Raw genomic sequence first — 14,868 nt, 5'->3', positions numbered from 1 at the left:
TCTTTACAGACTAGACAGCGCTACTTCTTCCTCGTAAACTTCTAATGCTGCTTGTAAAGCAGAACCTGCATTCACGGTTGCGCCGTTTCGAATAAGCACTGCTTCAAGACCAGCCAATGTAAAGAGAACGTTGTCTTTTCGACAGCTGTATCCCATTGTACCGATACGCCATATTTTTCCGTGCATCGGCCCAAAAGAACTTGCAATTTCAATCCCAAATTGTTCAAGGAGCGTAGAACGAACTGCCTCTCCGTCAATACCTGGGGGAATTAAAACACAAGTAACGGTTGGAACTTTTGAATCCTCATCTCCGAATAAAGATAATCCCATTGCTTTAATACCGGCTACAAGTGCTTTTTCATGGAGGCGATGCCTTGCAAACCTTTCCTCTAATCCTTCTTCTAAAATAACGCGCAGCCCTTCTCTTAAAGCATAGAGCATGGACGTTGCTTCCGTGTGATGATTTAATCTGCGCTCACTCCAATAGTCTTGAAGCTGACTCAAATCAAAATAGTTGCTGATAATATTTGGACGCAGACGAACAGTTTGAGCATCTGCTTTTGTGGCAATTCCTTTTTCAACTTTTTTACGTTCCATGATAATTTTTTCAATACGATCATTGTACGTAATAGGCGCCATACCCGACGGAACAGATAAACACTTTTGTGTGCCTGCAATCAATGCATCAATGTTCCACTCATCTACTTTTACATCCGTACCGCCAATAGTGGCTACTGCGTCGACGATAAATAAAACATCTTGGTTTCGGCATGCAGCCCCAATTTCTTTAAGCCGCTGTATTCTTCCTGTAGACGTTTCACCATGAACCATTGCAACAATTTTCGGATTTACTTTTTTTATTTCACGAATAACTGTTTCAGGGTCAAACACTTCTCCCCATTCGCATTCAATATTGTGTACATCAGCTCCGTAGCGCTCGGCAATTTCTGTTAATAAATAGCCGAAGCGGCCGAAAATCGGGACAAATACTTTATCGCCAGGCTCAATTACACTTGCAAGAACTGCTTCAATCCCAGCTCTAGACGTTCCATCAACGGGAAAAGCCCATTTGTTTTTGGTTTGAAATAGTTCACGAAGCATTTCCATCGTTTCATTCATAATGTGCGTAAATGCGGGGTCAAACTGACCTAAAATAGGTGTTCCTAATGCTCTTAATACGCGGGGATCTGCTTCTACAGGTCCGGGTGTCATAATCGTACGCGGCGGTGTATGAAGCTGTTTTGTTATAGTCATGTCAAATTCCTCCTAGTAGGCAAGTTTATATAATAGTTCTATTAAGACCTTTACTCCTTTTTCTAACTGTTCTCCTTTGGTGAATTCCTTTGGGGAATGGCTGATTCCATCTTGGCTCGGTACGAATAACAAACATGTTGGAATTCTTCGTCCAAATACCTGTGAGTCGTGTCCTGCACCGCTTACTAATTCTCGGGAGGAGATATTCTTTTCCGAGGAAATAATTTTGGAAAGTTCAGATAATTCTTCGCTCATGGCGACAGGTTTTTCATCCATCCAGCAGTCGATATTCACTTCTAAACCCCCTGCTGTTCGCTTTATAATCTCCTTCATTTCTCGTTCTGCCTCTTGTAAAGCCTCATATTCATGATGTCTTATATCGACCGTGAATTCTACATATCCTGGTATTACATTCGGTGCATTTGGAGAAAGTGTAATTTTGCCAACCGTTACGTATAAAGCGTTATGATATGTTTCGCTCAGTTCAATAAATGCTTTAGCAAGTTTGCAGCTCACATAAAATGCATCTTTTCTGATGTTCATCGGGGTTGTGCCCGCATGGTTACTTTCACCTTTAACAGATACTGTAAATCGTTTCTGCCCGACGATACTAGAAACAATTCCGATATCGCAACGAGACATTTCAAGCTGCTTTCCTTGTTCGATATGCAGTTCAATAAAAGAAGCGATGTCCGTGCGGTATGGCTCGCTGTGGAGGCCTTTTCCGAAATTGAGCTGTTTCATTGCGTCATCCAGCTTAACCCCTTCTTTATTTATAACATGTTTTGCATCACTTTTGCTGTGTAATCCATTCATATTACCTGATCCCCAATACGTAAGAGGAAATCTGCTGCCTTCTTCTTCACAAAGTGATACGACCTCTAAGGTTTTTGTGGGGAAGCCGTAATGCGCATATAGGTACTGCAGAGCAATGATACCTGCCACAACACCAAACGCCCCGTCATACTTTCCTCCGTTTATCACGGTGTCGATATGGGATCCTGTTAAAATAACTTGTTGTTCTGAACCCGTTCCTTGCAACCGTCCAAATAAATTTCCTACATCATCGTAATACGTTTTGAGATGAAGTTCCTTCATTTTTTCTTCCAATGCCTTTTGAGCTGCATTCCACTGTTCCGTATATAAAAGCCTCGTGACCCCTTCTTTTTCATCTAACCCAAACTGTGACAGCCAGCTAACGTTTTCTTCGATTTGCTGACAAAGCTTAGATTTCCCCGTCATATCTGCAACCATTGCTATCCCTCCTGCTATCTTCATTTTAAGAAAATGACTGATTGTTTTCATTAACACGTCCTACAATGATTTAGTGTTTTTTTAGCTAGTATCACTAAATATATAAAGTCTTATATACGTCACTTTTTCTAACATTATATGTTATTTATTTTATCTTACAGGATTGAATACACTTCTTCATTAACAATTTATACATTTTTTTCTGAAAATTTTATTTATTTTAACTAAACTTTCTTATAAAATAAAAGATAGATAAAGATACGCGCAGGGAAATGTGAGAATTTTTAACAAAAGGAGTAATAAATAATGGAACTACAAACTCTTTTACGCATTCCAATTTATGAGAAAGCATCTGTAGTAGCCGGGCAAAAAGGAGTCACCCGCAAAGTACATAACGTCAATATGATGGACGCACCCGATATTTTATCTTTTTTAAAAGAAGGAGAATTTTTAATTACAACCGGTTATCACTTCAAAGAACATGAAGAAAGCTTAGCAAAACTTGTAGAAGGAATGGCTAAAAAGAAATGTGCAGGATTGGCCATCAAAACAAAGCGCTTTTTCGAACACGTGCCTGCTTCTATTTGTCAGCTAGCTGATGAACTTCACTTTCCGATCATTGATTTCCAAACGGACGAAACGTTAGGCGCGGTTATTAACGAATCTCTCAGCTTTATTTTAGATAAAAAAACAGCCGAGCTTCAGCAAGCGATGGTCACACATCAGCTATTTTCCTCATACATCTTACAAGGAAAAGGCATTGAGAAAATTATGCAATCTATTCAAACGTTATGCAATGCTCACGTTGCCCTTTTTGATACCCATGGCCATGAACTCTTTTATACAAACAAACGCGAACCTTTTTCACTCCCGATGGAAGAAGCGGTAGCGGGTGCTAAGCAGCTGTTTTTACGAACGTCAAAATATACAACCTTTTCTTTTTTACACACCAAAAAAACCGTTACGCTTTTTCCGATTGCGACACATACAAGAAAGTACAGTTATTTACTTATTGAACACCAAGTTTCTTTATCCGATTCAGCGCTCCTAACGATTGAACAAGCGACAAACGTTTTATCCTTCGAAATGATGAGACAGCAGGCTTTGTATGAAGCTGAACGGCGACGAAAAAACGATTTTTTCAATCAGCTTGTTAACAATTATTATAAAACGCTAGAAGATGCTTCCTTTCAAGCACAGATGATGGGCTTATCAGCAGCAAACAGCTATATTTGCGCCGTCGGGAAAATCCATTCTACATTCACGCCTTACAGCGATGATGATATGATCTATGAGCTCCTTCACTATGAGTTATCAGCAGGTCATACAGAGGCCGTTTTGTTTTTCTATGACAATCTTTATATTCTTTTGTTTACACCTCATTCTCAACCTATGATTATAGAATGCTTGCATCGCTTGCAAGAAGCTGTTTACCGTCACTACGATAAGCGAATGTCATTTGGAGTTGGAAATCAAAGCCAATCCCTACTTACAATCGCTGACTCATATAAAGAAGCTGTTGAAGCTCTTGAAACCATCCATTTTAAAGATCAGTCGAAGCTTATTCAATTTTATCAACCAAAACAGTTTAAAGAACTGCTGAGGTTGCTTCCAGCAAACGATTTACAGGATTACTATTCTCAAACATTAGAAGGTTTGCTGCAGTACGATAAGAAAGATCGCTCCATCTTACTTGACACGCTGGAAACATATCTAAATTCCAATTGCCAAATCTCAGAGACTGCTAAGCAGTTATTCGTTCACCGGAACACGGTGATCTATCGAATTGAAAAATGCGAAGAGTTATTAAAAAGACCTATTCACACGTCAGAGGAAACCCTTCGGCTGCGCGTAGCTTTTCAAATTTTTTCTCTTGTGCATGCTAATTAAGTATAAATACAATAAAAAACGCCTGAGTGGATACTCAAGCGTTTTTTATTGTATTGCATATTTTTTATTTCGCTTTTAATTTAGACTGTACGGATTGTAATTTCCCAGCCATCGTATGATTTTCTTTATCACGGCGATCATCAATTCGTAAATTTGTACATACGCGCTGAATGCCATTTTCAAAAGGTACTTCATGCATCTCTTGAACAATGTTTAGCAGCGTGCTTAATTCCCCTTCAATCAATGTATTCATAGGGGTTAATTGATATGTAATTTCATCTTCATGCTTGGCCAACACTTTTTGAATATCAGCTACGTACTGACTCACGCTTGGCGTTTCCGTACCTACCGGAATAATGGTTACATCTACAATAGCCATGTTATACACTCCTTTTATTTGTTCCCTAGTTATCATACCAAATCGCGCAAAAATTTCCTACTTTTACGTTTATGGTGCATAGAAAAAAGGAATAGTTCTACAACTACTCCTTTTTGTTACACTCTTATAGGTAACGCTTTGCTCCTAAGTAACGTTTTGACCAGTAAGAGTTGCTTAGTGATGTGATTGTCACGCCTGTTGAAGAACCTGCATGCATGAATTGACCGTTTCCGATATAAATTCCAGCATGACTAGCTCCTGGTTGGTACGTTTCAAAGAAAACGATATCGCCAGGCTGAGGTGAACTTACACGCGTACCAGTTTGATAGATGCTAGCAACTGTACGAGGAAGACTTACACCTACTGCATTGCGATATACATAGTTAAGGTAACCACTGCAATCAAATCCTCCAGGCGCAGCTCCACCCCAAACATAAGGTGTTCCCATAAAACGTTTACCGTATGAAATAACTTTTGAAGCTGAGCTTGAGCTTGTGCTGCTTCCTGTTGATGTTGAAGGTTTTGAGCTGCTAGAGCTGCTTGAATTTAATTTATTCAGCGTATCTGGACCCGCTTCTCCGTCTACTAATAAACCATTTGCACGTTGAAATGATTTTACTGCACTTGTTGTAATTGAGCCAAAGTAGCCTGTTACACCAGCTGAGAAGTAACCTTTATTTTTTAGTTTTTGCTGAAGGCTGCTTACTGCTGAACCTTTCATACCTTGACGTAAAATAGTTGAGTTGCTAGAGCTAGAACCACCAGTTGAAGCGCTAGAACCGCCATTTTTTAATTTACTTAACGTAGCTGGACCCGCAATTCCGTCCACAGACAGTCCGTTTGCACGTTGAAATGCCATTACTGCATTTTTTGTAATTGAACCGAAGTATTGAGTCGTAGTTCCCTTAAAATAGCCTTTATTCTTTAGCTGCTGCTGTAAAGATTGTACGTTTGGTCCAGTTGAACCAACGCGCAGCAATGAACTTGAGCTAATTGATGAACTTGATGAGCTTCCGCTTCCTAGCAGTTTATTAAATGTAGATGGACCTGCAATACCATCTGCAGACAAGCCATTTGCACGCTGAAACGACTTTACTGCGCTAGTCGTGATTGAACCGTAATAGTTTGTTGTTGTACCGTATGTAAAATAACCTTTGTTTTTTAATTTTTGCTGTAATTCTTTTACATCTGAATTACTTGTTCCTGGGTGCAGCGTAGCATCTCCTAAAGCAGCTTCACTAATTGTAGGTACTACTGTTAAAGATCCACATAACGCTAACGAATATATCAACTTTTTCATAAAAAAAGGTTCCTCCAATGCCATAATCTACTAATCTATAAGACGTTTACATTGTAACAACACATTATTACAAAATAACATCACTAATATTACATTTATGTTACAAGAAACGACAGTATCACAGCTGCATGGTGTATATTGTCGTAGTTTATTGTCGTTTAACACTTAATAAGTTCGACAAAAAAGCTAATATATTCCAAAATTATTCCTTTTCCTACACTAATAATAGGTAAAAAATCACCCGTAACATTATCTTTATATTTCAAAAAAAACAATTTATTTTTTTTGAAATGTGAAACTTTTTTAAAATTTATTCGTTTAGTGGATTTGTTCCCCCTCTCTAGTAAAACGGTTTTTCTTCTAAAAATTTATATTATTTCCATATTAATGAATAAAAAAGCGAGAGCTGAAAAAAATAGTCTTGTTATGTTTGAAACAAGGAGGATTATTTTATGAGCCATAAAGGCATTCATGGTACAAATGTTAGCGGATCAGGTGACTCGGAAGACAAACGCTATGCAGCCGGAGAAAACGAGCAGACGCTTACGACGCGTCAAGGTCACCCCATTCGTGATAACCAAAATTCTCGAACGGTAGGCAACAGAGGACCTGCTACTCTTGAAAATTACCAGCTGATTGAAAAACTTTCGCATTTTGATCGTGAACGTATACCGGAACGTGTTGTTCATGCACGAGGAACGGGAGCTCACGGATATTTTGAAACGTACGGAAAGCTTGGGGACGAGCCCGTTGAAAAATACACCCGCGCAAAAGTTTTTTCAGGAGCAGGCAAACAGACGCCCGTTTTTGTCAGATTTTCTACCGTAACCCATGGAAAGGACTCTCCAGAAACAATGCGAGACCCAAGGGGGTTTGCTGTAAAGTTCTACACAGAAGACGGAAACTGGGATTTAGTAGGAAATAACCTTAAAATATTTTTTATCCGCGATGCTATTAAATTCCCTGATTTGATTCATGCTTTTAAGCCCGATCCTGTGACAAACCGTCAAGATACCGAGCGTATTTTTGATTTTATTTCTCACACCCCTGAGGCTATGCATATGATTACTTTTTTATTTTCACCTTGGGGAATACCTGCTAACTATCGGCAAATGCAAGGTTCCGGTGTTAATACATATAAGTGGGTAAACAAAGATGGCGATGCGTTTCTTGTGAAATACCATTGGGAACCAAAACAAGGAATTAAAAATTTGACCCAAAAGCAAGCAGAAGAAATTCAAGCTAAAAATATCAGTCACGCCACTCAAGACTTGTATGAAGCGATTGAGAGCGGTAACTACCCCGAGTGGGAACTTTGTATACAAATCATGGCAGATGGAGAGCATCCCGAACTAGATTTTGATCCGCTTGATGACACGAAAATTTGGCCGGAAGACCAATTTCCATTTCTACCAGTAGGTAAAATGGTCCTAGATAAAAATCCAAGCAACGTATTTGCTGAAACGGAGCAAGTCGCATTTGGTACGGGTGTACTTGTAGACGGGCTAGATTTTTCTGATGATAAAATGCTGCAAGGAAGAACGTTTTCTTATTCCGACACGCAGCGTCACCGGGTGGGAACAAACTACTTGCAGCTGCCTATTAACGCGCCGAAAAAACATGTAGCAACAAATCAACGCGACGGTCAAATGGCCTATCATGTAGATGCTGCTCCAGGTCAAAACCCGCACGTGAATTACGAGCCTTCTTCTCTTGGAGGTCTTCAAGAAGCGCATGACCATCCAAAACCTCATCAGCCTTATGTTGAAGGAAATGTAAAAAAAGAAAAAATTGATCGTACAAATGATTTTAAGCAAGCTGGTGAACGCTATCGTTTACTAGAGGACTGGGAACGTGATGAGCTTATTCAAAATTTAGTAGACGGCTTAAAATGTTGTCACCATACCGTTCAAACAAAGATGATTGAGCTTTTAACTCAATGTGATTTTGACTATGGCAATCGAGTAGCAAATGGCATTGGTCTTCTAATGCATGATGATGGTTCCCTAGAAATTGAAATGGGAGCAGAAATGACTCCTACATACGGGAAATTGCCAAAAGAAGGCGGTTCACCGTTAGGAAGCAACAAAGCTGCTGATGCGGTAGAAGAAGCTAATGAAAAAGGACACGATGCTCATCCTTATTAACAAAAAACATCCTGCAGCGACAGCAGGATGTTTTTTGGGTTAAACGCTTATGACCAAGTAACGGCAAACACGTGGTAGTCATTTTTTAACTGTGGCGCATCAATGGGTGTCCCGTGCTGATATCCTTGTTTCACTCTTTTAGGATGTAAAGGTTGAACCCATTCTTTCACTTGCTGTTTTGTACCATTTGCTAAAATATATACACAATCAGAAAATGCCCCGTCATTGTTTGGACTATCAACTTTTAGTACTTCCACTAACACATCTTGGACACACGTTTTTCTCTGAATACACATAAGCGTATGGTAGATAATATCAGCGGACACATCGTTATTTAAACGAAAGCCCACCTTTTTTTGTTCAAAAAAAGACGAGAATGAGACGATTGGTAATGTCTTTTTTTGTTCATACGCTTGAGATAAAATCTTGACAAGAACTTCTCCACTCAAGATGATCCCTCTTTCTAAAAAACGCTTCATCACAACATATGTGAGCATTGATTATGCTCATAGGATAATATATTATCATAGTTTAATTCTGTGGTGTTAGTCTTTTTTGGGGTTTTTACACTGGGAATTATACCCGCCTATTTCTTGCGTTTCCCTGACGTTCTCGCTACTAGCAACACAATTATTAATAAAATAAATACCCCTGCCCCTGCAAACATATCATACAAGAAATCAAGCATCATAATCCCCCTCTTCCTTCAAAAAAACGCTGTTAAAACCAAGCGTTTTAACAGCGTTTCTTCGTTAGATAAAGCCTAGCATATTAATAAATACAATGATAATTAAAACAGGTGCAATGTATCGAATAGCAAGAAGCCATAAAGAGAACCAGCGCTTCACATTCGTTGAACCGTGCTTAAATTCTTCAATTAGTACATCTTTTTTCATTTTCCAAGGAACAAAGATGGCAATTAAAAGAGCACCTAGTGGCATAAGGATATTACTTACAAGAAAATCGAAAGCGTCAAAGATGCTTTTTCCAAAAATCGATACGTCACTTAATAAACCATACGATAGCGCTGAAGGTATTCCTACTATGAAGATTAGCAAGCCCGAAATCCAAGATAGCTTTATACGCTTATGTTGCTCTCCTTTGGCTAAAGAAGCAACAATAATTTCTAACATCGAAAACGCAGATGTCAAAGTGGCAAATAAAAACAGCGCCAAAAAGAAAGTTTGAAAAACAATTCCGAACGGAAGCTGTTCAAAAATAGAAGGCAATACAATGAATAAAAGACCTGGTCCTTCCGTCGGTTTTACACCCATTGAGAAGACCGCAGGGAAAATTGCCAGTCCTGCTAGTAAAGAAATCAAAATATTTAACGCTGAAATTGAAATAGCCGATTTTGGCAAGTTCTGCTGCTTAGATAGATACGAACTGTACGTAACCATAACTGAAACGCCTACGCTAAGGGAAAAGAATGCTTGTCCCATCGCAAACAAAATGGTTTGGGATGTAAGCTTTGAAAAATCTGGATACAAAAAGAAAGATACGCCTTCCATTGCCCCGTCTAATGTTAAAGAACGAATAATGATAATAATAAATAAAATAAAGAGAGCAGGCATTAAAATTTTGTTTGCTTTTTCAATACCATTTTGAATGCCTCTTGCTACTACAACAATTGTTAAAAGAAGAAAAACAAATTGAGAGATAACAGCACTTGTTGGATTAGCAATGGTCGAGTTAAATAAACTCCCGTAGTCACTTACTCCATTCAGCTGACCCGTGACGCTTGCAAAAATATATTGCAAAATCCAGCCTCCTACTACACTATAGAAGGATAATAAAATAAAGCATGTGATCACACCTAAATACCCGATTCCTTTCCATAGGGAACCGGGAGCAACTGCATCATAAGCACGAATTGCTTCCTTTTGTGTATGTCTGCCTAGTACAAATTCAGCAAGCAAAAGCGGCAAACCAATAATTGCTGTAAACAAGATAAACAGTAAAAAGAAGGCCCCTCCTCCGCTTGTTCCGGCTACATAAGGCAGTTTCCAAATGGCTCCGATTCCAATTGCGGAACCGGCAGATGCCAAGATAAAGCCCAGTTTTGATGTCCATTGTTCGTTTTGACTCATTTTTTCTCACCATTTTTCTTTATTTATTCTGATTTGTCATACTATATCACACAACCCTTCTGTCGAAAAGGGTTTTTGTTGTTTTAACCCTCATCATGTGTTATGAATAGTATGTAGGTTTCATGATTTATTTTCGTAACTAAAAAAAGTTTGACAGTTAGAGGTACAAAAAATGACAAATCAGCAAGTAATACAGCAACAATTTTTAGATAAGTTCCTTGACTTTATCTTAGTAAAATGTCCAAACTGCGAACTATGTGCGCGAGTTGTAAAACTGGATAAAAAATTGAGCGGGTCAACGCACTCATGCACGTGTCCTCACTGCGGTTATCTAGACGTAGCCAATGCTGATAGCCAAGGACCGTTAGAACTTTCTGAAGCAGTAGATCCTTTTTTTCAGCTTCCGCTTTACTTAGAAACAATATGCCCTGAACGTCGACTTTGGGCTTATAACTTAGATCATCTTCAGTATATTGAGTCTTATATTGAAGTTAAAACATGCGGGGCTTGTTTCGACGAGCTGTCGGTTGAACATTCATTGCCAGATTGGGTAATTCATAAGCAAGAAGAAGCATTAATTGAAATTCAACGTTTAAAAGATACCGTCTTTTGCACATTCAAATGAAGATAGAAAAGAAACGTTGCCAAAGAGGCAACGTTTCTTTTTTTACGAAGGACTTTCTTCGGTAAGTTTTCTTCGATAGTCTCCGGCCTTATCGAACTCTTTTGCGGTGCCGACGAAAAAGTAGGTTACCGTATGATTTTTGTTACCTTGAGTCGTTCCATGAATCATCTTCCCTTGCTTCAATTGCTTTCGCTCTCCATTCTTATTTACATAGAAATATTTATTTCTTGCCCAGCCGCCGCCGCTTAAAAGCGTTTTGGTTTTCCCGACTCCCTGGTCATTTACTTTAAATACAGTGTAGTCTCCTTCTGTCTTGCTGGGATTTCCGTTATCTTTATCATATTCGACCATCACCCATCCTTTGTACCCTTCTGGTATAAGGAAAATGCTCGGTTGAGACGTTTCATCTGGGCGTCCACATCCAGCTGTGATTATAATCATTAAGCACAAAATGAGCCACCTTTTCATTTTTTCCAACTCCTTTCTCAATAAAAGACGTGCCTCTATACTGATTTTAGTTTTTGTTGAAGGTAAGATTATATTCTTTTTGCATCCCTCAATTTTTTCCAGTTCACCCAGTCAAATATGATATATTTACGTATTGTTTGTCACACACTATTAGCAGGCGTTTACAATTTACATGGGAGGATAACAAAAATGAGCTATGTTTTTTTATTTATTTTGCTCTTTGTCATTCCGCTTTACACACAGCAAAAAATTGTTCGTGCCGACCGTGAAAATACACGTACATTATCACTAAGTGAACACGAGCAATCTGGACATAAAAAAAGCGATTCCCCGTAAAACAGGAATCGCCTTCTTTTAATATGTTAAGCTTCCGGCCACAATAAGGCCGACGGCAACCGACGCTGCAAAAAGAGTTACTCCAACCGCTATATTTCCTTCTTCTACTTTTTTGGCTAGGCTCGTTTTAGGCGTCATGATAAATTCAATAATCCAATATGCCACTACTTGAGTAATGATACCTACTACTCCCCAAAGAGTTGCATCTACCAAATTTAAGCTGTTGCTCCATACAGTAAAAATGACAATAGCAAGCCCGATTCCTTTTCCCCATAATTTCAAAGCGACCGCCACATTGCCTTTTTTTATGAGTTCACGGTCATTAAATTTTGTTGTTAATTCAAATACCATAACTCCGATAAATAATAGCCCTAACCCTACCGCTACGTGAGATAAAAAACTTCCTATACTAGCCCAATCAATCCATTGTGTCATTTTTATTCCCCTTTTCATTTTAATCCAATCGGCAAATAATACGATTCGTTATCGGTAATTTGATTTCCAGCTCGTATTCCTACTGCGCTTGCTTTTCCATTTAATAAAAAGCACCCGTACATGATATGAGCCTCTATTGTTTGCGTTTGAGTCTTCATCGTTGCAGTTGGCAATGGAATAAACTGTTGATACACAGCCGTGTATTCTTGATATGTTTTATGCTGATCTTCGTCTATTTTGATTCCGTCTTCATTATAAATTTCAACGGTATCTCCCTCACGACCAAAAGATGGTTTCTTTACAAATGCTTGTTTTCTTTCAATAAATGGATCTTCTTCTAAATACGTTGGTAAAAAGTATGTTTCAATGATGTGATGCTCTTCTTTAGTGAAAAAAGGATGATATTGTTCATGCAAAGCCCAAATGAGGGCTTGAACGGCTTTGGACTGCAGCAAAAATGCAGAAGGCGGATTGATTATGGCTACTTGTTTTTGCTGTGCCAATGTTAAAAGCATATGTCCGACTTTTTCATGCGTACTCGGATCTTCATCTTCAATTAAATGTTCAAGCGGATACGTTTGGCGATAAAGTACGTCTATTTTTTGTCCATATTGATCATACACGCCCGCTTCTATATGTTCACCTTCTTCCACTGTAGAGGAAGGGACAATTCGAAGCTGGGATAATGGAACGTATGTAGCATCTACATCGGCTAGCTTCATTAAGTAAAGAGTCGTTAGCTTATCTTCTTCATGTGTATCATGAGAAGAAAAAACGACGTTTGGATAGTTCGTTCTATCGAGCTCGTTATAAGCTTCAAAAATGGCGTGTTTTAATACTAAAGCAAGCTTTTTTTCTTCAAGCTTATTAGGGTCTTGTACTTGAAAATGCCGACAGACTAACTCATTTACATGAAATAATTCTTTAATAAACGTAGGCGTATCCGCATTTAGTTCTAAAAGCTTGATTTGATCAGTCGTAACAGCAAAATCAAGGCGCGAAATCACACTTTCTGTTTCCATCGTTTTCAGTCGTAGGTACGGGAGGCTGTCTTTTGGAAATCCTAAAGAAAAAAGCGTCTGATTATCTAATGAACGAAGTAAAGGTGCAGTTTTAAAAAATAATTCCCCAATTTGATTTGCAGCTTCTTTAATAGAATCAATGATATGAGAAGACTCTATATGTACGTCATAAAGAGCATACTCTGTTCCGTATAAATCGTGCCAAAAATCTTCAATTTCTTTATAAAACATTTCTCGCTTTTCTTTATGCATTACCCGCCAAAACCGCCTTTAGAGCCGCTCCCAATTCCCGATTTATACGAGCTGCTTGATTTAAATGATTTATAGGCCGATGATGAGGTCAACTGTTTTTTAGAGCCGTAGTAGCGGCCTCCATGATAATATGAGCCGCTGTGCGAAGAAGAAGAATCTGAACAGTAGTACGTTTGGGTATCTTCATCCCACTTCCACTTGTCACACGATTTATCTTTCGGTTTAGCTGGTCTTGCCTGATCAGTTGAACCACAGGCAACGAGCGACGTCATTAAAGCTGTGGTCAAAACTCCAGCCATCATTTTTTTTGTTTTTGACATTACACCTTCCCCCCTTCATACGTTACGCCTGTTTTTGTTACATATAAACTGTACACGCTGCGATCTTCATCAATTTCCGCAGAGTCTCTTTCCCATTCCCATCCATTGTAGTAGGTATAAACTGTTCCGATATAGCTTAATACGTCCAAATGCGTATCAAATGAAGAGATGAATAAAATCGGGTGTCCTAGAAGAGAATTCAGTTCGCGGAATTCTAATATAATCTCTCTGTGATCATCTTCTGCTTGCTCTTTCGGTCCATGTTCATGTTCTTTTACATAAATAATATGTATATCACCTTCGACTGCAGATGAAGTTTGTTTATACGTTACTCCTTCTTTAACAAAAAATTCGCATTCTCTTCTTGCTAAAATTTGTTCAAGTTCAATAGATTGATAGTGATAAATAGATACAAACGTATCATCAGGCTTTAGCAGTCGGTATTCTAACTTTCCCATTGTGCAACTCCTTTTGTGACTTTTTTGTGAACGTTCTTTAATAAATACGCACAGATTTTCAAAAAGTTTCAATTTTTCTCATATTAAAAGGTTTAGCTTTAAATAAGCTAAACCTTTATTTTTTTATCACATCTGTCACAACTTCATAACCGCCCGTGTATGGGTCGAATACATATTCAAGCATGCCGTTTCCACGATTGACTTTAAATAGATAACGGTATTTTTTAGGGCTGTCTTTTGCTGGATATACGTATTTTCCTTTTTGGAACTGACTTAGCAAGAGCTGTTCTCTTTGCGCAAGCATTTTTTTTGCTTCATTATAGCCATACAGCGGGAGATTTTTGGCATAGAGAACCGGTACGAATACAAGCACAACGACTGAAATCGTAATAAGCCCTTGTTTAAACCACCGCATAAATCTCTTTGGATTTCGCGAAAGTAGCATCGTGATGACAATTACTATTAACAAAGGAACAATATATACTTGAACATATGGAATGTTTGCAAATACAGGTCGATTAATCAATAAGACAATTACTTCGATAGCTGCTACTAATACTAAAATAAAATAGACCACTTACTCTTCACACCTCGACGATTCAATGAATTTTATATGTGTTAGAAAGTATTCCCACTCA

At 38.5% G+C, this 14,868-nt stretch carries 15 protein-coding genes and 1 pseudogene; 4 read left to right on the top strand and 12 right to left on the bottom strand.

The genetic code is table 11. From position 1 onward, the window contains the following. Positions 1-3: 3 nt before the first annotated feature. On the bottom strand, positions 4-1,254 hold the full coding sequence (locus AC2YJL_RS08920) for a pyridoxal-phosphate-dependent aminotransferase family protein (RefSeq protein ID WP_230933003.1): 1,251 nt from the start codon (positions 1,252-1,254) through the stop codon (positions 4-6). Between the two features lie 12 nt (positions 1,255-1,266). Next, positions 1,267-2,508: an allantoate deiminase gene (allC, locus tag AC2YJL_RS08915; protein ID WP_230933715.1), complete on the bottom strand. Its 1,242-nt coding sequence runs from the start codon at positions 2,506-2,508 to the stop codon at positions 1,267-1,269. Positions 2,509-2,814: 306 nt separating this feature from the next. Here allC and AC2YJL_RS08910 point away from each other — a divergent pair, with 306 nt between their 5' ends. Further along, positions 2,815-4,398, top strand: coding sequence for a PucR family transcriptional regulator (locus AC2YJL_RS08910; protein ID WP_230933004.1), 1,584 nt, complete (start codon positions 2,815-2,817; stop codon positions 4,396-4,398). Positions 4,399-4,462: 64 nt separating this feature from the next. On the opposite strand, the gene AC2YJL_RS08905 is transcribed toward AC2YJL_RS08910, so the two are convergent. Both AC2YJL_RS08905 and AC2YJL_RS08900 read right to left on the bottom strand, forming a co-directional pair. Then, positions 4,463-4,777 (bottom strand): MTH1187 family thiamine-binding protein, encoded by a 315-nt coding sequence (locus tag AC2YJL_RS08905; RefSeq protein WP_013083795.1) that lies wholly within the window; start codon positions 4,775-4,777, stop codon positions 4,463-4,465. Between the two features lie 124 nt (positions 4,778-4,901). Beyond that, positions 4,902-6,077 (bottom strand): C40 family peptidase, encoded by a 1,176-nt coding sequence (locus AC2YJL_RS08900; protein WP_025751189.1) that lies wholly within the window; start codon positions 6,075-6,077, stop codon positions 4,902-4,904. A 452-nt stretch (positions 6,078-6,529) separates the two neighbouring features. On the opposite strand from AC2YJL_RS08900, the pseudogene AC2YJL_RS08895 reads away from it, so the two are divergent. Beyond that, positions 6,530-8,054 (top strand): annotated as a pseudogene (locus tag AC2YJL_RS08895) (catalase); the annotation flags it as partial. 217 nt (positions 8,055-8,271) lie between these two features. On the opposite strand, the gene AC2YJL_RS08890 reads toward AC2YJL_RS08895, so the two are convergent. Then, entirely contained in the window at positions 8,272-8,673 is a 402-nt protein-coding gene (locus tag AC2YJL_RS08890) for a hypothetical protein (RefSeq protein WP_013057709.1), read from the bottom strand. A 303-nt stretch (positions 8,674-8,976) separates the two neighbouring features. Then, a complete protein-coding gene (locus tag AC2YJL_RS08885) occupies positions 8,977-10,314 on the bottom strand; it encodes a sodium-dependent transporter (RefSeq protein WP_230933005.1) in 1,338 nt (445 codons plus the stop codon). 172 nt (positions 10,315-10,486) lie between these two features. Here AC2YJL_RS08885 and AC2YJL_RS08880 point away from each other — a divergent pair, with 172 nt between their 5' ends. Next, complete coding sequence (locus tag AC2YJL_RS08880; protein WP_230933006.1) at positions 10,487-10,939, top strand: hypothetical protein; 453 nt, start codon at positions 10,487-10,489, stop codon at positions 10,937-10,939. A gap of 42 nt (positions 10,940-10,981) precedes the next feature. Here AC2YJL_RS08880 and AC2YJL_RS08875 read toward each other — a convergent pair whose 3' ends face one another. Next, positions 10,982-11,407 (bottom strand): DUF6843 domain-containing protein, encoded by a 426-nt coding sequence (locus tag AC2YJL_RS08875; protein WP_195696599.1) that lies wholly within the window; start codon positions 11,405-11,407, stop codon positions 10,982-10,984. A gap of 189 nt (positions 11,408-11,596) precedes the next feature. On the opposite strand from AC2YJL_RS08875, the gene AC2YJL_RS08870 reads away from it, so the two are divergent. Then, the gene (locus AC2YJL_RS08870) at positions 11,597-11,743 is read left to right on the top strand and encodes a hypothetical protein (RefSeq protein ID WP_195696598.1); all 147 of its coding nucleotides are present in this window, start codon (positions 11,597-11,599) and stop codon (positions 11,741-11,743) included. Positions 11,744-11,761: 18 nt separating this feature from the next. Here the strand turns inward: AC2YJL_RS08870 and AC2YJL_RS08865 are convergent, their stop codons facing one another. The 5 genes from AC2YJL_RS08865 to AC2YJL_RS08845 form a co-directional block, all read right to left on the bottom strand. After that, positions 11,762-12,178, bottom strand: a complete 417-nt coding sequence (locus tag AC2YJL_RS08865; protein WP_013083802.1) for a DUF350 domain-containing protein — start codon at positions 12,176-12,178, stop codon at positions 11,762-11,764. 14 nt (positions 12,179-12,192) lie between these two features. Then, entirely contained in the window at positions 12,193-13,452 is a 1,260-nt protein-coding gene (locus tag AC2YJL_RS08860; protein ID WP_487374713.1) for a glutathionylspermidine synthase family protein, read from the bottom strand. After that, a complete protein-coding gene (locus AC2YJL_RS08855; protein ID WP_013057715.1) occupies positions 13,452-13,772 on the bottom strand; it encodes a hypothetical protein in 321 nt (106 codons plus the stop codon). The genes AC2YJL_RS08860 and AC2YJL_RS08855 overlap by 1 nt, the downstream gene beginning before the upstream one ends. Next, positions 13,772-14,230, bottom strand: a complete 459-nt coding sequence (locus AC2YJL_RS08850) for a hypothetical protein (protein ID WP_230933008.1) — start codon at positions 14,228-14,230, stop codon at positions 13,772-13,774. Before AC2YJL_RS08850 ends, AC2YJL_RS08855 begins: the two co-directional genes overlap by 1 nt. A gap of 115 nt (positions 14,231-14,345) precedes the next feature. After that, entirely contained in the window at positions 14,346-14,807 is a 462-nt protein-coding gene (locus tag AC2YJL_RS08845; protein WP_013083806.1) for a hypothetical protein, read from the bottom strand. Positions 14,808-14,868 lie beyond the last annotated feature (61 nt).

The sequence above is a fragment of the Priestia sp. SRI_019 genome (genome assembly GCF_057586255.1).
The sequence above is the reverse complement of the archived record's forward strand: the minus strand, read 5'-3'. Positions and strand labels throughout refer to the sequence as shown.